The sequence below is a fragment of the Nocardia jiangsuensis genome (assembly GCF_042650385.1).
Taxonomy (GTDB): Bacteria; Actinomycetota; Actinomycetes; order Mycobacteriales; family Mycobacteriaceae; genus Nocardia; species Nocardia jiangsuensis.
This window is the reverse complement of record NZ_JBHSAX010000014.1, coordinates 817,246-834,687: the sequence shown is the minus strand read 5'-3', so window position 1 is coordinate 834,687 and position 17,442 is coordinate 817,246. Positions and strand designations below refer to the sequence as shown.

General features: G+C 70.4%; 17 protein-coding genes. 10 read left to right on the top strand and 7 right to left on the bottom strand.

Annotation, left to right across the window (positions count from 1 at the left end):
• Positions 1-103: 103 nt before the first annotated feature.
• From rsgA to ACFO0B_RS18140, 3 genes are all read left to right on the top strand, one after another.
• On the top strand, positions 104-1,150 hold the full coding sequence (gene rsgA, locus ACFO0B_RS18150) for a ribosome small subunit-dependent GTPase A (RefSeq protein WP_378613646.1): 1,047 nt from the start codon (positions 104-106) through the stop codon (positions 1,148-1,150).
• Positions 1,151-1,206: 56 nt separating this feature from the next.
• Entirely contained in the window at positions 1,207-1,938 is a 732-nt protein-coding gene (locus tag ACFO0B_RS18145; protein WP_378613645.1) for a hypothetical protein, read from the top strand.
• A gap of 118 nt (positions 1,939-2,056) precedes the next feature.
• Positions 2,057-2,908: an SDR family oxidoreductase gene (locus ACFO0B_RS18140; protein WP_378613644.1), complete on the top strand. Its 852-nt coding sequence runs from the start codon at positions 2,057-2,059 to the stop codon at positions 2,906-2,908.
• A 45-nt stretch (positions 2,909-2,953) separates the two neighbouring features.
• Here the strand turns inward: ACFO0B_RS18140 and ACFO0B_RS18135 are convergent, their stop codons facing one another.
• Positions 2,954-4,855, bottom strand: a complete 1,902-nt coding sequence (locus ACFO0B_RS18135) for a glycosyltransferase (protein WP_378613643.1) — start codon at positions 4,853-4,855, stop codon at positions 2,954-2,956.
• Positions 4,856-4,943: 88 nt separating this feature from the next.
• Positions 4,944-5,486 (bottom strand): GtrA family protein, encoded by a 543-nt coding sequence (locus ACFO0B_RS18130; protein WP_378613642.1) that lies wholly within the window; start codon positions 5,484-5,486, stop codon positions 4,944-4,946.
• A 97-nt stretch (positions 5,487-5,583) separates the two neighbouring features.
• Here ACFO0B_RS18130 and ACFO0B_RS18125 point away from each other — a divergent pair, with 97 nt between their 5' ends.
• Together ACFO0B_RS18125 and ACFO0B_RS18120 are read left to right on the top strand one after the other, a co-directional pair.
• On the top strand, positions 5,584-6,534 hold the full coding sequence (locus tag ACFO0B_RS18125) for a glycosyltransferase (RefSeq protein ID WP_378613641.1): 951 nt from the start codon (positions 5,584-5,586) through the stop codon (positions 6,532-6,534).
• Entirely contained in the window at positions 6,531-8,219 is a 1,689-nt protein-coding gene (locus tag ACFO0B_RS18120) for a DUF2142 domain-containing protein (protein ID WP_378613640.1), read from the top strand. Before ACFO0B_RS18125 ends, ACFO0B_RS18120 begins: the two co-directional genes overlap by 4 nt.
• Before the next feature lies 1 nt (position 8,220).
• On the opposite strand, the gene rfbB is transcribed toward ACFO0B_RS18120, so the two are convergent.
• On the bottom strand, positions 8,221-9,228 hold the full coding sequence (gene rfbB / locus ACFO0B_RS18115; protein WP_378613639.1) for a dTDP-glucose 4,6-dehydratase: 1,008 nt from the start codon (positions 9,226-9,228) through the stop codon (positions 8,221-8,223).
• A gap of 313 nt (positions 9,229-9,541) precedes the next feature.
• On the opposite strand from rfbB, the gene ACFO0B_RS18110 reads away from it, so the two are divergent.
• Positions 9,542-10,252: a hypothetical protein gene (locus ACFO0B_RS18110; protein ID WP_378613638.1), complete on the top strand. Its 711-nt coding sequence runs from the start codon at positions 9,542-9,544 to the stop codon at positions 10,250-10,252.
• Positions 10,253-10,377: 125 nt separating this feature from the next.
• Here the strand turns inward: ACFO0B_RS18110 and ACFO0B_RS18105 are convergent, their stop codons facing one another.
• Positions 10,378-11,370, bottom strand: coding sequence for an alpha/beta hydrolase (locus ACFO0B_RS18105; protein WP_378613637.1), 993 nt, complete (start codon positions 11,368-11,370; stop codon positions 10,378-10,380).
• Positions 11,371-11,560: 190 nt separating this feature from the next.
• Here ACFO0B_RS18105 and rfbA point away from each other — a divergent pair, with 190 nt between their 5' ends.
• Together rfbA and ACFO0B_RS18095 are read left to right on the top strand one after the other, a co-directional pair.
• Positions 11,561-12,433, top strand: coding sequence for a glucose-1-phosphate thymidylyltransferase RfbA (gene rfbA / locus ACFO0B_RS18100; protein WP_378613636.1), 873 nt, complete (start codon positions 11,561-11,563; stop codon positions 12,431-12,433).
• A gap of 2 nt (positions 12,434-12,435) precedes the next feature.
• A complete protein-coding gene (locus ACFO0B_RS18095; RefSeq protein ID WP_378613848.1) occupies positions 12,436-12,990 on the top strand; it encodes a dTDP-4-dehydrorhamnose 3,5-epimerase family protein in 555 nt (184 codons plus the stop codon).
• Between the two features lie 45 nt (positions 12,991-13,035).
• Here ACFO0B_RS18095 and ACFO0B_RS18090 read toward each other — a convergent pair whose 3' ends face one another.
• Positions 13,036-14,487: an MFS transporter gene (locus ACFO0B_RS18090; protein WP_378613635.1), complete on the bottom strand. Its 1,452-nt coding sequence runs from the start codon at positions 14,485-14,487 to the stop codon at positions 13,036-13,038.
• 86 nt (positions 14,488-14,573) lie between these two features.
• On the opposite strand from ACFO0B_RS18090, the gene ACFO0B_RS18085 reads away from it, so the two are divergent.
• On the top strand, positions 14,574-14,933 hold the full coding sequence (locus tag ACFO0B_RS18085) for a MarR family winged helix-turn-helix transcriptional regulator (RefSeq protein WP_378613634.1): 360 nt from the start codon (positions 14,574-14,576) through the stop codon (positions 14,931-14,933).
• Positions 14,934-14,942: 9 nt separating this feature from the next.
• Here the strand turns inward: ACFO0B_RS18085 and ACFO0B_RS18080 are convergent, their stop codons facing one another.
• Positions 14,943-15,845, bottom strand: a complete 903-nt coding sequence (locus ACFO0B_RS18080; protein WP_378613847.1) for a helix-turn-helix domain-containing protein — start codon at positions 15,843-15,845, stop codon at positions 14,943-14,945.
• A 221-nt stretch (positions 15,846-16,066) separates the two neighbouring features.
• Positions 16,067-16,720, bottom strand: a complete 654-nt coding sequence (locus ACFO0B_RS18075) for a DUF4282 domain-containing protein (RefSeq protein ID WP_378613633.1) — start codon at positions 16,718-16,720, stop codon at positions 16,067-16,069.
• Positions 16,721-16,927: 207 nt separating this feature from the next.
• On the opposite strand from ACFO0B_RS18075, the gene ACFO0B_RS18070 reads away from it, so the two are divergent.
• The gene (locus tag ACFO0B_RS18070; protein ID WP_378613632.1) at positions 16,928-17,410 is read left to right on the top strand and encodes a hypothetical protein; all 483 of its coding nucleotides are present in this window, start codon (positions 16,928-16,930) and stop codon (positions 17,408-17,410) included.
• Positions 17,411-17,442: the final 32 nt, after the last annotated feature.

The window sequence follows — 17,442 nt, the reverse complement described above, 5'->3', positions numbered from 1 at the left end:
ACGGCCTTTGTCGTCGTGGCCGGGTACGGCCACGTGCGCACCTCACTCATTCTGCGCTGAGTCCGGGTCGGGCTCGGCGCCCACTCGAAGGACTCCCCTCACCATGGTCGACTACGACCTGTTGATTCCCTATGGCTGGAACACCACCGGTTACACCGTGCCCGACGGCGCCGTACCCGGCCGGGTGATCCGGACCGATCGCGGCGAATGCGATGTCGCGACACCCGCCGGGCTCGCCAGGGCTACTCTGCCGCGGGCCGGCTCCGAGATCTCCGGGCTCTGCACCGGTGACTGGGTACTGCTCGAAACATCCACCGGGCTGCTGCCGCTCGCGGTGACCGCGCTGCTTCCCCGGCGCGGGGTGATCAGCCGCTCGTCGGCGTCCGGGCGCTCCGCGGGGCAGGTGCTCGCGGCCAATGTGGACACCGTGCTCATCTGCGTGCCCGCCGACGGCGATGTCGACCTCGGGCGGATCGAGCGGCTGCTCGCGCTGGCCTGGGAGAGCGGTGCGCAGCCCGTCGTCGTGCTCACCAAAGCCGATGCGGCTGAGGATGTTCCGCTCGACTCCGTGCGCGCGGTCGCGCCCGGGGCGACGGTGCTCGCGGTGAGCGCGACCAGCGGGGCCGGGCTGGAGGTGCTCACCGCCGTGCTCGACGGCACCGTCGTGCTGCTCGGCCCGTCCGGGGCGGGCAAATCCACGCTGGCCAACGCGCTGCTCGGCGCGGAGGCGTTCGCGACCGGGGCGGTGCGAGCGAGCGACGGCAAGGGCAGGCACACCACCGTGTACCGGGAGCTGCGGCCGCTGCCGCACGGAGGTGCCCTGATCGACACCCCTGGGTTGCGCGGGATCGGGTTGTTCGACGCCACCGAGGGGCTGGAGAAGACCTTCAGCGATGTCGAGAACCTCGCGAGCGCATGCCGGTTCGGCGACTGCGGGCACGAGAGCGAGCCGGGTTGCGCGGTGCGGGCGGCACTCGGCTCCGGTGAGCTGACCGAACGCAGGTTGGCGAGCTATCGGAAGCTGCTGCGGGAGAACGCCCACATGGCGGCGCGGACGGACAAGCGGCTCGCGGCCGAGCGGAAGCGGGCCTGGAAGGAAGTGCACAAGCAGCAGCGGCGGATGTATCGGCAGCGAGGCTCCGAAAAGTGAGGCTCGTTCCGGCGCTGTAGGGTCGGCTCGCACATTCGGTCCATCAGGAGGCTCATATGGCTCAGCCCGGGGGGTATCCACCATCCGGTCCCGTCCCACCGCCGTTCGGTTCGCCGGGTGGGTATCCCGGGCAGGGTGGGGCGCCCGCCCCCGGTCAAGGGTGGGCGCCCGCCGGGCAGCAGAGTTCGCCCGGGATTCCGCAGCCGGGCTGGGCCTCGGCGGGCCAGCAGAGCGCGCCGGGCTATCCCCAGCAGGGCGACCCTGCCGCCGGGCAGCAGAGTGCGCCCGGGTATCCGCAGCCGGGCGGGTACCCCGGGGCGCAGCCGGGGGGTTACCCCGGTGGGCCGCCGGGATACCCTGCTACGCAGGCACTTCCGCAGCAGTCCCTGCCGCTGCCGGACCCGCCGGGGCTGACGGTCGACGCCTCGTACTCCCCGTTCGCGTTCCTGCTCGCCATCACCAAGCCGAAGATCCAGGTGAACGGCCACCAGGTGCCGGTCACCCGGTGGGGTCCGAACCACATCCCGGTCGGCCCGGGCCAGCACCATGTGCGGGTGAGTACACCGTGGCTGTTCGACATGGGCCCGGCGACGGCGTCGGTCCCGGTCCAGCCGGGGCAGGGCACCCGGGTGTACTACAAGGCCCCGGTGGTGATCCTGCTGAACGGCGCGATCGGCCCGGTTCCACAGAAGGCCCCCGGCCTCGTCTTCCTCTACATCACGTGGGGCTTCGTCGCCCTCATCTTCCTGCTCAACCTGATCGTTCTGGTCGGAGTCATGAGCGCCTGAGCTCGTGACCGGGGCGTCCGCCACCGGCGGGCGCCCCTTCTCCGCACCCCCTATGCAACTGATTGCATAACCGCGCTACCCTGGTCCAGGCACATCCCGCCCACGACAGGAGCAGTCGATGACGGATCAGGCTTCCAAGCCCCTCGCGAACAGGACGGTCATCATGTCCGGCGGCAGCCGCGGCATCGGGCTGGAGATCGCGAAGCGGGCCGCCGCCGACGGCGCGAACATCACCCTCATCGCCAAGACCGACAAGCCGCACCCCAAACTGCCTGGCACCATCCACACCGCGGCGGCGGAACTCGAGGCGGCGGGCGGCACGGTGCTCCCGTTCGTCGGCGACGTGCGCGAGGACGAGCAGGTCGCCGCGGCGGTGCGGCAGACCGTCGAGCGCTTCGGCGGCATCGATATCGTGGTCAACAACGCCTCCGCCATCGACCTCTCGCCCACCGAGGCGATCTCGATGAAGAAGTACGACCTCATGCAGGACATCAACTGCCGCGGCAGCTTCCTGCTCTCGAAGTTGAGCATCGCCGCGCTGCGCGAATCCGCGGCCGCCGGGCGCAACCCGCACATCCTGACGCTCTCGCCCCCGCTGAACCTCGACCCCAAATGGGCGGGCGGCTCGCTCGGCTACACCATCGCCAAGTACGGCATGTCGCTCACCACGCTCGGCCTGGCCGAGGAGCTGAAGGACGCGGGCATCGCGGTGAACTCGCTGTGGCCGCGCACCACGATCGCCACCGCTGCGGTGCGCAACCTGCTCGGCGGCGAGGAGATGGTCGCCACCTCGCGCACCCCCGACATCTACGCCGACGCCGCGTACCTGGTGCTGACCTCGCCGGCGAAGGAGACCACCGGCAATTTCTTCCTGGACGACGAGGTGCTCGCCGCGCACGGCATCACCGATCTGGAGAAGTACCGGGTGGTGCCCGGCGACGGCCCGCTCACCACGGACCTGTTCCTCTGACCGGTCGCACGGGGTGCCCCTCGGCCGGAGCACCCCGTGCGGGTATCACGGCCGGATGCCGTAGAGCCTTTCCCAGTTCTCCCGGCTGGTGAGCTCCGGCGCGGCGGCCCGGTACTGCTCCTGCAGCGCGGGCAGCTCGCGGCGCAACCTGCGCAGCACCTTGAGCGAGCGGATCAGCAGGGCGCGGGCGCGGGCCTTGTCGCGCTGCCGGATGCGCACCCCGGACTGCGAGGCATCGGTCACCACGACGTGGTCGAAGAGCGAGACGTGCCACCAGTAGGCGTCCTCGCGAGTGATCCCGACCAGGCCGGGGCGGGTGCGCCCGGTCCACTGGCCGATCGCCCGCTTGATCAGCACCAGCAGCGCCCGGCTCGGCTCACCGGAGGCACGCTGGACGGCGATGTGCGTGGACGGCACCGGCGGGGTCGCGGCCGGGTGCTTGAACGTCTCCGGGTAGTCGGCGCGCTGGCCGCGGGCCTGGGCCAGCGCCTCGATTCCGCCGTCCCGCAGAATCTTCGGGCCGCGCAGGAAGTCCTCGATGCCCTGCAGGGTGGTGTGCACCAGGCCGTACTGCATGGCGACCAGCTGCTCGGCGATATTGCGGAAGAGCTGCTTGCTGATCTTCCTGCCGTCGAGGTCGGTGTGCAGCGCGCCGACGATGAGCGAGTTGCGGGTGCTGAAGTAGCGCGCCCAGTCGTCGTAGTCCTTCCAGTAGAAATCGGCGTGCCAGACGGCGGCGTTCGGCAGGGTCACGGTGACGAAACCGTGCTCCCGCGCGCGCACGCCGTACTCGACGTCGTCCCACTGGAAGAAGACCGGCAGCGGCAGCCCGATCTTCGCGACCACCTCGGCCGGGATCAAACAGGTCCACCAGGCGTTGTAGCCGGCGTCGACCCGGCGCTCCTGGTTCTTCTTCAGCATGCTGGTGTTGCGCAGCGCCTTCGACACCTTCTGCCCGTGCATCAGCCGGTCCAGGTGCACCTCCTCGGCCCCGACGTTCAGGTAGTCCGGGTTGAGCAGGAAGAGCATCTGCGCGCCGACCAGCGTCGGCTCCACCGTCAGGTTGGCGAAGGCGTTGAGCCGCAGTACGGTCTCCGGCTCGCAGAGGATGTCGTCGTCCATCAGGATGACGTCGGCGTGCTCGTTCACCGCGGAGACCTCGTACAGGCCGCGGGTGAAGCCGCCTGCGCCACCCAGGTTGGGCTGGCGGATATAGCGCAGCTTCTCGCCGAGCACCGGCAGCACCTCGCGGAACCGCGGCCGCTCCTCGACCAGGTCGGTGCCCTGGTCGACCACGTACACCGCGTCGATCGCGGCGAGCACGGCCGGGTCGGAGGCGAGCGCGGCGACCGTCTCGGCGCAGTCGGCGGCGCGGTTGAAGGTGCAGATGGCGATGGCGACCGGGCGCATCCGCTCCGGGGCAGCGGCCGACCAGGTGAGCTCGGTGATGCCGAGCGCGCCGCCGACGGCGTCCGCCTCGACCCAGAGCGCGCCGCCGTCGACGTACTGGTCGAGCGTGGCGCCGAGCGTCACCGGGCCGCTCGCGGCGACCTCGATGGAGTCGACGATCCGGCGGTGCCCGGCGATGTCCGAGGCCACCAGCCGCAGCCTGGCGTCGGCGGCGACGTCGAGCACCAGCGTGACCTGCACCTCGGTGACCGTGGTCCAGCGCTGCCAGTAGGCCGCCGCGAACCGGCCGAAGTAGGTGTTGGTGTGCACCGTCGCGCCCTTGTCGAGCTGCAGCGAGAGGCGGTCGCGCTGGGCGCGCCCCCTGGTGACGACGGCGTAGAGCTCGTCGTTGATCTTCGCCGATGGCCCGGTGAAGATTCCCCGCTGCAGCACCAGGCGGTCCGGAGCCCGGTGATCGGAGCGCAGCGCGGTGGGCGCCGCCTCGGCGACGGCTCGGTCGTTCGTTTCGGTAACGGCCTGCGTAGCCGACTGATCCATGAAGTCCTCGAAATTCAGTGTCGTGCCGACGGGACGGGCTGTGCATCCACCTTCGTCCCTGGATACCTTCGCGGCGGGCCCGAGGATATCAACGCGGCGAACCGGGCGCTTGCCCAGCACGGTCGCCGAGCGCGTCGTCGATGTGCTGCTCCAGGTCGGCCCGCGGACCGGTGAAGACGAAGGTGTCGTAGGCCCAGTAGCGGAAGAGCACCGCGACGATCTGGCCGATCAGGGTGCCGGAGATGTTGTCCGCGAGTGGCGAGGAGAGATCCAGCACATAGCGGGAGAAGGCGAGGCAGCCGAGCTGCAGCCCGATCGCGATCACATTGAAGAACGCGTAGAGCAGGTACTCCCGCGCCGCGCTCCCGCCCTGCTTGTGCGCGAACGTCCACCACTTGTTGCCGAAGTAGGTGACCACCGTGGCGACCGCGATCGCGATGATCTTCGCGGGCAGCGGCGCGTGGTGGAGCACGCCCTCGCCGCCCCAGAACACCAGCAGGTTGTACGTCCCGGCGTCCACCGCGAAGCCGATCAGCCCGACCACGAGGAACGCGCTGCCCTGCCGCAGCGCGGTCAGCAGGCGGCGGCTCAGCGGTGCGGGAACGGTTTCGGCGGACTCGCGGGACGACACGCTCGCCGACGGTACACCGGGCACGCGGTGGCCGCGCCCGGCCTGTACCCTCCCCGTGTTCCCTGTTCGAACCCACCGAGATCGAGGATTGACCCGGGTGGACTCCTCCGAGCTTCGCATTGCCGCCGTGGTCCCGTGCCACAACGAAGAGGCTTCGGTCGCCAAGGTCGTCGCCGACCTGCAGGCCGCCGTGCCCGGGATCGTGGTCTACGTCTACGACAACCTGAGTACCGACGCGACCTCCGAGCGCGCGCGGGAAGCGGGTGCGATCGTGCGCAGGGAGAACGTCAAGGGCAAGGGCAATGTGGTGCGCCGCGCCTTCGCCGATATCGAGGCCGACGTCTACCTCATGATCGACGGCGACGACACCTACGACGCGTCGGCCGCGCCGCTCATGATCAAGACGCTGCTCGACGGCCCCTACGACCACGTACTCGGGGTGCGCCGCCAGGACGAGTCGGGGAACGCGTACCGGGCCGGGCACGAGACCGGCAACAAGGTGCTGAACGGCGTGGTCGGCAAGGTCTTCGGGGAGAACGTCGAGGACATGCTGAGCGGGTACCGGGTCTTCTCCCGGCGCTTCGTGAAGAGCTTCCCCGCGGTTTCCCGCGAGTTCGAGATCGAGACCGAGCTCACGGTGCACTCGCTGCACCTGCGGGTGCCGCGGACCGCGGTGCCGGTCGGGTTCCGGGATCGCCCGGCGGGCAGCGAATCCAAGCTGCGCACGTACCACGACGGGTTCAAGATCCTGAAGCTGATCGCCGGGCTGGCGCGGCACGAGCGGCCGGTCGCCTTCTACGGGCTCTTCGGCTCGCTGGCCTGGCTGATCGCGCTGGTGCTCACCATCCCGATAGCGATCACCTACTACGACATCGGCGAGGTGCCGCGCTTCCCCACCCTCTTCCTCGCCTTCACCCTGCTGCTGCTCGGCAGCCTGGCCTGGACCGCCGGCCTCATCCTGGACGGCATCCGCCGCTCCCGCCACGAAGCCGCGCGCCTCGTCTACCTGCGCTACAGCGCCGTCACCGACGACGGACCCCGCCGGTGACGGCGTCGGCCACCGGCACCCAGCCCACCCCCTCCGGCGACGAGCCGGACCCGGCCGAACGCGCGGACTCGAAAGTCGAGCCCGGCTCGGCCCGGCCCACCGCGACCGAACTCACCGCGACCGAGCCTGCCGACGCCGAGCCAGGCGTAACGCCGAACTCCCCCGGTCTCTCCGGGGACAAACAGGTCGAGCGGCCGAAGGCCGGGCGAGATGCGAACGCAGGGGCCGGCGCGGGCGTCGCGAACCGGATCATCCACAAGCTGGGCCCGGCGACAACCGCGTTCCTGATCCTCGCCGGACTGTTCGGTGCAGTCTTCGCCGTGATAACCCCACCCTTCTGGGGCCACGACGAAATCACCCAGTTCGGCCGCGCGTACCAGGTAGCGCACGGCGGCCTCCTCCCCCAGGAGATCGCGGACACCCGAGGCATCGCCTACGGCGGCGACGTCCCGAAATCCATCACCGACCTGATGGGCTACGCCCTCACCGACTACACCACCAACGGCGACGAGCAGAACCCGATGGCCGCCGACCCGTCCGCCTACGACCGGTACAAATCCGCCCCGGTCAGCGCGGAGATGGACCAGGTCTGGTTCACCAACACAGCGGCGTACTCCCCCGTCCCGTACCTCCCGAGCGCCATCGGCCTGCGCACCGCCGAGGCTCTCGACCTGAACGTCGGCACGTCCACCCTGGTCACCCGGCTGGCCGGGCTGGCCGCCTACCTGGCGATCACCGGCTTCGCCCTGTGGTCGCTGCGCGCCCACCGCATCCAGTGGCTCGCCTTCACCGTCGCGGTGCTGCCGATCGCGATCTTCCAGGCGGGCACCGTCACCGCCGACACCCTGACCAACGCACTCGCCTTCCTGATCTCCGCACTCCTGGTCAAGGCGCTCTTCCTCGGCGACGGTCTGCGCCGCCCGGAGACCGCGGCACTGCTGGCCGCCACCCTGGCGCTGCCGCTCTGCAAGCCCGCCTACATCCTGCTCGCCCTGCTCATCGTGGTGATCCCCGGCGAGCGGCTGGGATTCCGCGGCGTCTGGCGGTTCACCCACTGGATCTTCGCCGCCGCGGGCGGCCTGCTCTTCGCCGTCTGGATGAAGGTGGCCGCCCCGACCGGCGACGGCATGAGCCTCATGCGCCCGGAGGCGCAGTGGGGCACCGTCCGCCCGGACGACCAGCTGCGCGGCATCCTCACCGACCCGATCGCCTTCGTCGAGGTGTTCGGCGAGAGCATCTCGCGCCGGGATCAGCGCTGGTTCACCCAGTTCTTCGGCGAGCTCGGCTTCGCCTACATCGACGTGCCCGCGCTCGCCATCCTGGCCTGCCTGCTCGCCTTCGTGATCGGCATCGGGATCGGCGACCGGCTGCGCCCGGAGGCGGCGACCTTCCGCCGCACGCTGATCGTGGCGCTGGTGCTGCTGGCCAACGTGGCGATGATCTACGTGACGCTCTACATGTCGTTCACGCCGGTGGACTACTTCATCATCGACGGCGTGCAGGGCAGGTACTTCGTGCCGCTCGCGGTGCTCACCTTCGCGGTGCTGCTGCGCTGGCTGCCCTGGCGGCTGGCGCTGCCGGACGGCACCGCGCCGGGCCGGGGCGCCGCGCTGACCATCGTCGGCGCCACCGCGGTCGCGTTGACCGCGGCCGCGGTCAAGTACCACGTGCTGGTCTGGGGCTGAATTACAGCGGGAGCACCCGCTCGCCCGCTTTCCGGTAGGCGTCCTCGGTGTGCTCCTTGTACGGCCGCCACCAGGCTTCGTTCTCCCGATACCAGCGCACCGTCGCGGCCAGTCCGTCGCGGAAATTCGCGTAGCGCGGGGTCCAGCCGAGTTCGGTGCGCAGCCGGGTCGCGTCGATGGCGTAGCGCTGGTCGTGGCCGGGCCGGTCGGTGACGTGGTCGAAATCATCCGGCGAGCGGTCGAATTCCGCGAGCAGCATTCGGATGACGGTCAGGTTGTCGGTTTCCCCGTCCGCGCCGATCAGATAGCTCCGGCCCGCCGCGCCGCGTTCGAGGACGGCCCAGACCGCGTGATTGTGGTCGTCGACGTGAATCCAATCCCGGATCTGGTGTCCGGCGCCGTACAAACGCGGCCGCTGCCCGTCGATGAGATTGGTGATCTGCCGCGGGATGAACTTCTCCACGTGCTGATAGGGGCCGTAGTTGTTACTGCAGTTCGACAGCGTCGCGCGGACGCCGAAAGAACGCGCCCAGGCCCGGACGAGCAGGTCGCTCGAGGCCTTTGTCGCGGAGTACGGGCTGGACGGGTTGTATGGCGTCAGCTCGGAGAACGGCGGATCGTCCGAGGTCAGGTCGCCGAATACCTCGTCGGTGGAGACGTGGTGGAACCGCACGCCGTGCCTGCGCACCGCCTGCAGCAGCGCGAATGTTCCCACGATGTTCGTCTGCACGAACGGCCACGGGTCGGCCAGTGAATTGTCGTTGTGCGATTCCGCGGCGAAGTGCACCACCGCGTCGGTTTCCGCGGTCAGCTCGTCGACCAGGGCGGTATCGGCAATGTCGCCCTTCACGAATTCGATTCGGTCGGCGACCGAATCCAGCGATTCCCGATTGCCCGCGTAGGTGAGCGCGTCGAGCACCGTCACCCGGACGTCGGGGCGATCGGCCACGGTCTGCCGGACGAAGTTCGCACCGATGAACCCGGCTCCGCCGGTGACGAGCAAGCGCATTCCGCGACTCTACCGCCGAAGTTCGGCGGTACCGGAATCCCGCCGCCGGCTAGAAGTCCGATTTGCCCGGCCGATCATTCCGCAGACCTGGTGATCTGCATCACAATCAAACCGGAAAGAATGATGTAGCAGGGTTTTAATCACACCGAAACACCTGTTCAGCGTCTTGGTTTCGGAGAACCCACGGACCACCAGGTCTGCTCGGTGAACGGAATTTGAACACCCGGTCACAGCGCATTCACCAGGCGTTAGCTGATCTGGCCTTCGATCAGCGAGTCCCCTCCGTCCGACCGCTCGATGAGGTTCACAACACATGTTCATCAAGAAATTCGCCGCGACGTCGGCTCTGCTGATCGCCGCGATCGGCGTCACCGCGGGCACCGTGAACGCGGCGCCGGCGGAAGCCCCGGCCGACGCGGTGAACTTCACCGCGCACGCCACCGAAACCGCCACCTTCATCTCCACCGACTCCGGCAAGCTCGTCGCCGAGGACGGCGTCTTCAAGGTCGTCGCCGCCGACGGCACCGTGCTGGCGGGCACCCCGCTGAGCTTCCGGCTCGACGAGTTCGAGTTCCCGATCGCGGCCGAGATCTCCGGCAACGACGCGACCCTGACCCCGCAGCTCGACCTGGAGAAGGCCGTCTACAAGCCGGTCGCGCTGCCCTACGAGGACAAGGCGCCCTGGAAGAACGAGTACGACCGTGAGCTCGCGGCGTTCAACCGGCTGAAGGACACCATCTCCGTCGGCGCCACCGTCGGCACCCTGGTCGGCGGCCTGTCCGGCGGCGCGCTCGGCTGCGTGCTCGGCGGCATCGCCGGCGCCACCGTCGCCTCCGCGACCATCGTCGGCCTCTTCGGCCCGTTCATCCCGGCCGCCGCCATCGGCTGCATCGGTGGCATCCTCGCCATCGGCGCGCTCGGCACCCTGGCCGGCCAGATCCTGATCACCGCCCCGGTGGCGATCGGCGCGGCCATCCAGTACTGGAGCACCCTGAACCAGCCGTTCGTCCCCCCGGCCAAGTAATTCCGGCGCTCGAACAGCGGAACCCCGCCCGGACCAGGTCCGGGCGGGGTTCCGTCGTTTCGAAGGTGAACCTTGCCCCGCACCGGGTGCGGGGCAAGGTTCAGAACTCGTCCGGCCGATCGATGTCAGGCCGTCCGAGCTCGCTCCTGGTGCTCGACCCGGTCCCGCACGAAGCGGGCGACCCGGCCGAGCGCGGCCCTGCCCTCGGGCAGGCTCGGGAAGATACTCATGAAGGCGTGCACCTGGCCGCGCCACAGCTCCAGGCTGTGCGGCACGCCCGCGGCGGCGAGCCTGGCCGCCATCAGCTCGCTGTCGTAGCGCAGCACCTCGTCCTCCGCGGCGACCAGCAGCACCGGCGGCAGATCCGCCAGGTTCCCGTTGACCGGCGAGAGGATCGGATCCAGCACGCCGTCGATCTCCGCGCCGAGCCGCACCACCGCGGCCAACGCGGAGAGCGGAATGTAGGCGTCCCTGGAGACATTGACGTAGCCGCGCTTGGCCACGTGGTCCAGGTCGAGCAGCGGCGAGAGCCCGATCAGCCCGGCAGGCGCGGGCAACCCCTCCTCCAGCGCCTTCAGCGTGGTGGCGAAGGTCAGGTAGCCGCCGGCCGAATCGCCCGCGATCACCACCCGGGACGGGTCGGCGCCGTGGGCGAGCAGCCAGCGGTACGCGGTCAGGCAGTCCTCGACCGACTGCAGGATGGATTTCCCGGGTAGCTGCCGGTAGTCGACGTTCACCACGGGTAGCCCGGTGCGCCGGGCCAGGCTGGCGGCGATCGGCCGGTGCGTGCGCAGCCCGCACACCGCGAAACCGCCGCCGTGCAGGTAGAGCACCGCGCCGTGGCGCAGCGCGCGGGAGCCGCCTGCCGGGCGCAGGATCTCCAGCGAGAAGCCGCGCAGCCGCACCTGCTCGCGCTCGACCCCGCGCGGCTCGCGGCGCAGCCGGGAGAGGCCGTCGACCGCTGCCGCGGCGACCGGGATGGTGTGCCGGTTGATCGGCAGCTGCCGCAGCACCGGGCGGAGCACGCCGGAGCAGGTGGCGAGCAGAAGGCGGGCGGCCGGGCTCGGCCCGTGCGGGTTCATCACCCTGCCCGTGAATTCGTCACTGATCGCGGTCATGGCGGTACCTACCTCACCCACGGGCGGAGCGTCCTCGCTGACGTCCCACTCCAGAAGATCACGACAAGTGTGATCCGTGCAACAACCATGCCCCGGCCGACCTGTTCGGCAAACCCGTCGTGACCATTTCGCGGTCGGGCTGGAACCTCCCCGTCTCCGGCGTCCCCCGGAACTGGCAGACTCTGGGGCCATGCGCGGAATCATCCTGGCGGGCGGCACCGGCTCGCGCCTGCACCCGATCACGCGCGGGGTGAGCAAGCAGCTCGTCCCGGTCTACGACAAGCCGATGATCTACTACCCGCTCTCCACGCTGATGCTCGCCGGGATCACCGACATCCTGGTCATCACCACCCCCGAGGAGGCGGCTGCCTTCCGCAGGCTGCTCGGCGACGGCAGCGCCTTCGGCATCGCCATCGACTACGTGGTCCAGCCCGAACCCGACGGCCTGGCCAGGGCTTTCGTCCTCGGCGCCGACCACATCGGCACCGAGTGCGCCGCGCTCGTGCTCGGCGACAACATCTTCCACGGCCCCGGGCTGGGCACCGGCCTGAACCGCTTCCACGGGCTGGACGGCGGCGCGGTCTTCGCCTACTGGGTCTCCGACCCGACCGCCTACGGCGTGGTCGAGTTCACCGAGGGCAGGGCGGTCTCGATCGAGGAGAAGCCGAAGACGCCGCGCTCCAACTACGCCATCCCCGGCCTCTACTTCTACGACAACGACGTGGTGGAGATCGCCCGCTCGCTGCGGCCGTCCGCGCGCGGCGAGTACGAGATCTCCGATATCAACCGCGCCTACCTGGAGCAGGGCAGGCTTCGGGTGGACGTGCTCGCCCGCGGCACCGCCTGGCTGGACACCGGCACCTTCGATTCGCTGCTGGACGCGGCGAACTACGTGCGCACCATCGAGGAGCGGCAGGGCCTGAAGATCGGCGTGCCCGAGGAGGTGGCGTGGCGGATGGGGTATATCGATGACGACCGGCTGCGCGCCGCGGCGGAGGGGCTGGTCAAGTCGGGGTACGGCGGCTACCTGCTCGACCTGCTCGAGCGCGGACGGGACTGGTGAGCATGGAGATCAGGGAGCTGGCGGTTCCCGGCGCCTGGGTGCTGACGCCGCGGCAGTTCCGCGACGAGCGCGGCGTCTTCCTGGAGCAGTTCAAGGCGTCGGAGTTCGAGAAGGCCACCGGGCGGCCGCTCGATCTGAAGCAGGTGAACTGCTCGGTCTCCGCGGCCGGGGTGCTGCGCGGCATCCACTACACCGAGGACCCGCCGGGCCAGGCCAAGTACGTCACCTGCGTGCGCGGCGCATTCCTGGATGTGGTGGTCGACCTGCGGCCGGGCTCGCCGAGCTACGGGCGGTGGGACAGCGTCCTGCTCGACGACGTCGACCGGCGCTCGGTCTTCCTCGCCGAGGGGCTCGGCCACGCCATCCTCTCGCTCGCCGACGAGTCGACGGTGACCTACCTGTGCTCGCTGGAGTACAGCCCGGAGTTCGACCACGAGATCGACGCGCTCGACCCCGCGCTCGGCATCGACTGGCCGCGCGTCGGCCTGGACGGGCGGCCGCTCACCCTGGTCCGCTCGCCGAAAGACGAGGCGGCGCCGCCCTTCATTCCCCGCTGACCGGGTGCCACCCCCGCGGGGTGGCACCCGGTCGGACAGGCGGGCTCAGCCCGCGGGCTCGGCGGCGGGCTCGATCGGCCGCCTGCGCAGCCGCACCAGCGCGGCCAGCGAGATCGCCGCACCGACGGCGGTGACCGCGGCGGCGAACTCCAGCCCCGGCCGGTACGCCGCGAGCATCGCGGCCGGGCTGTCGTCGTGCGGCCCGGTGGAGATGAGCGCCGTCGTCACGGCGAGCACGATGGCCGCGCCGACCTGCATGGAGGTCTGCAGCACGCCCGCCGCGAGCCCCTGCTCGTCGTCGTCGATCCCGGCGGTTGCCTGGATGTTGATGGCCGGGAAGCCGATCCAGCCGACGCCGATGAGCAGCACGGCGGGCAGCAGCACGGTGAGGTACGACGGCGCGGTATCGATGCGCAGGAACAGCAGGTAGCCGATGGTCATCACGGTGAGCGTCACCGCGATCACCGGCGCGGTGCCGACCCGGTCGACCAGCCGATCGGAGAAGACCGCCGAGAGCGTCACCATGAGCCCGACCGGGAGCAGCGCGAGCGCCAGCGTGAGCGGCGACCAGCCCAGCGCGTCCTGCAGGTACAGCGTGACGAGGAACTGCCAGCTGAAATACGAACCGGCGAGCGCGATCACGGCGAGGCTGGCCCGGACCAGGGTGCGTTTGCGCAGGATGCCGAGCCGCACCAGCGGGTGCCGCACCCGCCGCTCGACGGCGACGAAGGCCACGAAGAGCACCGCCACCGCGACGAACGAGCCGAGCGTGCGCGGGGTCGCCCAGCCCACCTCGGGGGCGGTGACCACGGTGTAGACCAGCAGCAGCATGGCCGAGGTGGAGAAGAGCGCGCCGAGCAGGTCGTGCCCGCCCTCCTCCGCCGCGCGGTCCCTGGGGACCAGCACCCAGGCGGCGGCCAGCGCGGCCAGCGCCACCGGGACCGGGAGCAGGAAGGTCCAGCGCCAGCCGATACCGGTCATCAGCCCGCCGAAGAGCAGGCCGCAGGAGTAGCCGCCCGCGCCGAAGACGGTGTAGATGGAGAGCGCCCGGTTGCGCGCCGGCCCCTCCGGGAAGTTGGTGGTGATGATGGAGAGCCCGGTCGGCGCGGTGAACGCCGCGGCCAGCCCCTTCACGAACCGGGTCAGGATGAGCAGCGGGCCGGAGCTCACCAGCCCGCCCGCCAGCGAGGCCACCGCGAAGACCGCGAGCGCGATCAGGAAGACCCGGCGCCTGCCGAGCAGGTCGGCGGTGCGCCCGCCGAGCAGCAGCAGCCCGCCGTAGCCGAGCACGTAGCCGCTGACCAGCCACTGCAGCGTGGCCGTCGAGAGATCGAGTTCGGCGCCGATCGATGGGAGCGCGACGCCGATCATGGAGACGTCGAGACCGTCGAGGAACAGCACGACGCAGAGGGTGATCAGCATGGCCCAGAGCCGTGCCGACCAGCGCGCCGGATCGGTCGCCGCGGAGACGGCGCGATGCGTTGCCTGGGAAGTCATAGGCCGGGACATTACATGCGTACGCATTAGATTCCAATGCATTAAATGTCGTTGCATGAGGTTGCCGTGGACACTAAGATGGGCCCATGTCGAACCTGCTCGGTGAGTGGCGGCGGCTCCTCGATCGGCACGCCGCGGTGAGCTGCGCCATGGAGAAGGCGCTGCAGCCGTACGACATCGGGCTCAGCGAGTTCGAGACGCTGGACCGCCTGGTCGACGCGGCCTGCGGCGACTACCGGATGAGCGAGCTCGCCGAGGACAGCCACCTGAGCCAGAGCGCGCTCTCCCGCACCGTCGCCCGGCTGGAGCGCGACGGCCTCGTCTCCCGGAGCATGTGCCCGGAGGACCGGCGCGCCGTCACGCTCTGCCTCACCGAGAAGGGCCGCGCGGTGTACGACGCGGCCAGGCCCGCACACCGCGCCGTACTCGCCGAAATGCTGTTCTAGCAGCGGCTTTCACAGAGCGTTTCGGGCGTCTTCGATACCGCGGCGGGCGTCGACCGCCACCGCCTCGATCCCGGCGAAGGCGGCGCGGTACCGCGCGACCTCCTGCTCCTTGTCCACGAAGAGCGGCCCGGTGAAGGCCTCGACATAGACCACCGGCGGCTCCGGGTAGGCGGCGGTGGCACCGGGGTCGAACTCCAGCACCACGAAGCGCCCGGACTCCATGCCGGGGTGGTAGCCCGAATCGGCGGGGACGACCCGGATCCGGATGTTCGGCAGGTCGGCCAGCTCGCGCAGCCGGTCCAGCTGCGCACCGGCCACCTCGCTGCCGCCGAGCCGGCGCCACAGCATCGGCTCGGCGATCAGCACGTCCAGCCGCAGCGGCGCGGCCGACCGGGTGAGCTGCTCCTGGCGCACCGCCCGCAACCGCAGCCTGCGCTCGGCCTGCTCCGCGGTGAGCCCGGGGCGCGCGCCCGCGAGCAGCGCGCGGGTGTATGCCTCGGTCTGCAGCAGCCCCGGCACGGTGTCGACCTCGTAGCTGCGCAGCGCCGATGCCGCCTCCTCCAGGCCGAGGTACACCTCGAACCCCTCCGGGATGGCGTCGCTGTACCCGGCCCACCAGCCGCGCGCCTTGGTCTGCCGCGCCAGCACGGTGAGCGGCTCGACCAGCTCGGTCGGCGCCGCGTAGACCTTGCACATGGCCTCGACGTCCAGCCCGCGCAGCGAGGTCTGGCCGGTCTCGATCCGCCAGATCTTCGCCTCCGACCACTCCAGGTGCCGTGCGGCGGCCCTGGTCGTCATCCCCGCGCGATTGCGCAGGTCACGCAGTTGCCTGCCGAGCTGGCGGCGCGGCAGCGTCGACCCGGTCACTCCCCCCGGTTCGCCTGCTCCGGCGGTCACCCGGCGTGCGTTCATCGTCACGTCCCCCCTGTGTACAGCTGTGCCCGTCGCAGCGGCGGGCGCCGGCCTCACCCCTCGGGCCGACGACCGCGCCGGAGCGCGGATTGATCGATCACGAACGCCCGGTTACGAATCCTGGGCACTCGGACGGCATTGTTTCACAGTAAGTCCGGCAATGACGATCACTTGGAACACCCGACCCGGTTCTGTCGGTCGATCGACGGACATCGCTGTACTCATTTCCGTGAGCCGCGCCGGAAGCGCCAGAACTGTACCGCGCGAACATCTTCGGAAAGCTGGTTCACCGGCTCCGCGACATCGGAGAGCACCTGGAAGAGATCGTCGGCGAGATCGCTGATGTGCTCGACCCGCCCCGCCAGCCGGGCCGCGTTCACCAGGAACTCCAGCACCAGCCGGACCGCGGCCGCGATGGTCAGCCCGAGCGGCACCGCCACCAGCGCGGCCAGCACCCCGAGCACCGCGGAGAGCTGCCACAGCGAGACGGTCAGCGCGATCGGCACCGCGAACGCGAAGGCCAGCCCGAGCAGGTAGGCCAGCGGGAGCAGGGTGAGCGTGACCTCGCGCCGGAACCGGATGTCGAGCAGCCCGCGCACCGCCTCGGCCACCCACTCGCGCAGCGCCGCCGCGCTCTCGAACGGGTCGCGGCGCTGCAGCGCGGCGCGCGGCTGCTCGCCGGCGGCCGAGCGCGCGAAGCGGCGGGCCGCCGCCTCCCGCCAGAGCTCCCAGCGCGAGGCGGCATCGGGGTCGCCGGGGGCCGCGCCCGCGGTGCGCGGCTCGCCCGGCGGCGGAACCGCTTCCGCGCTGTCCGATCCCGCGCTGAGCGGGGATTCGCCGGACGGCATCCGCGTGCTGTCGGAGTCGTTGCTCATCCCCGAATCCTCCCCGTATATCATCGCTCGGGCTACCGGCATCGAAGGGCGTCGAGCGCACTACCAGACATCGGCTGTCCGGGTCGGGAATGAGACGAACCTGACAGTTCGTAATTTTTCGGCGAACCACGTAACGCCGAGGACACCGCGCACCGATACCACTCGTGAATGCAGGACCTGACTCTGACCGGGGAATGGAGAAAGACAGTGCGTACCACGTTTCCGACTTCCGTCTCGGCGGCCGCGATGACCGCCGCCGCGCAGGACTACACCCAGCGTGGATGGACGGTCGCCGAAACGGCCAACGGCCTCTGCCTGATCGCCGATGAGGCGGTCGCGGGCATCGAGGTCGCCGGCGAGCTCGCCGCGGAAGTCCGTCGTTTCCTCCGCGCCAACAACCTCAGCGGCCCGGTGATCGAGATCCCCGGCGCCGAGCGCCGCGAGATCCACCTGGTCACCGGCGTCGCCAAGGCCGAGATGGCGCTGGAGGCGCTGCGCTCGGCCGGCGCGGTCGTGCACACCGACGGCGCTGGCATCCCGCTGCCGCCCACCCAGCTCTCCGCCGGCTCCGCCTCCTGGGGCGTCGCGCCGGGCGAGGCCCGCTGGGTCCCGCCGGTGGTCGCCATCGGCGCCGCCGTCCGCGCCGCGCTGACCAACCGGCGCGCGCAGCTCACCAGCGTCGCCTGCTGAGCGAAGCGGGGTAACACCCCACCGACCACGAC

Bases quoted from the DNA above. Each gene is read 5' to 3' on its own strand.
- ACFO0B_RS18145 (WP_378613645.1), top strand. From the start codon at position 1,207: ATGGCTCAGCCCGGGGGGTATCCACCATCCGGTCCCGTCCCACCGCCG.
- ACFO0B_RS18135 (WP_378613643.1), bottom strand. From the start codon at position 4,855: ATGGATCAGTCGGCTACGCAGGCCGTTACCGAAACGAACGACCGAGCC.
- ACFO0B_RS18090 (WP_378613635.1), bottom strand. From the start codon at position 14,487: ATGACTTCCCAGGCAACGCATCGCGCCGTCTCCGCGGCGACCGATCCG.
- rsgA (WP_378613646.1), top strand. From the start codon at position 104: ATGGTCGACTACGACCTGTTGATTCCCTATGGCTGGAACACCACCGGT.
- rfbB (WP_378613639.1), bottom strand. From the start codon at position 9,228: ATGCGCTTGCTCGTCACCGGCGGAGCCGGGTTCATCGGTGCGAACTTC.
- ACFO0B_RS18075 (WP_378613633.1), bottom strand. From the start codon at position 16,720: ATGAGCAACGACTCCGACAGCACGCGGATGCCGTCCGGCGAATCCCCG.
- ACFO0B_RS18085 (WP_378613634.1), top strand. From the start codon at position 14,574: ATGTCGAACCTGCTCGGTGAGTGGCGGCGGCTCCTCGATCGGCACGCC.
- ACFO0B_RS18105 (WP_378613637.1), bottom strand. From the start codon at position 11,370: ATGACCGCGATCAGTGACGAATTCACGGGCAGGGTGATGAACCCGCAC.
- ACFO0B_RS18110 (WP_378613638.1), top strand. From the start codon at position 9,542: ATGTTCATCAAGAAATTCGCCGCGACGTCGGCTCTGCTGATCGCCGCG.
- ACFO0B_RS18095 (WP_378613848.1), top strand. From the start codon at position 12,436: ATGGAGATCAGGGAGCTGGCGGTTCCCGGCGCCTGGGTGCTGACGCCG.
- rfbA (WP_378613636.1), top strand. From the start codon at position 11,561: ATGCGCGGAATCATCCTGGCGGGCGGCACCGGCTCGCGCCTGCACCCG.
- ACFO0B_RS18080 (WP_378613847.1), bottom strand. From the start codon at position 15,845: ATGAACGCACGCCGGGTGACCGCCGGAGCAGGCGAACCGGGGGGAGTG.
- ACFO0B_RS18140 (WP_378613644.1), top strand. From the start codon at position 2,057: ATGACGGATCAGGCTTCCAAGCCCCTCGCGAACAGGACGGTCATCATG.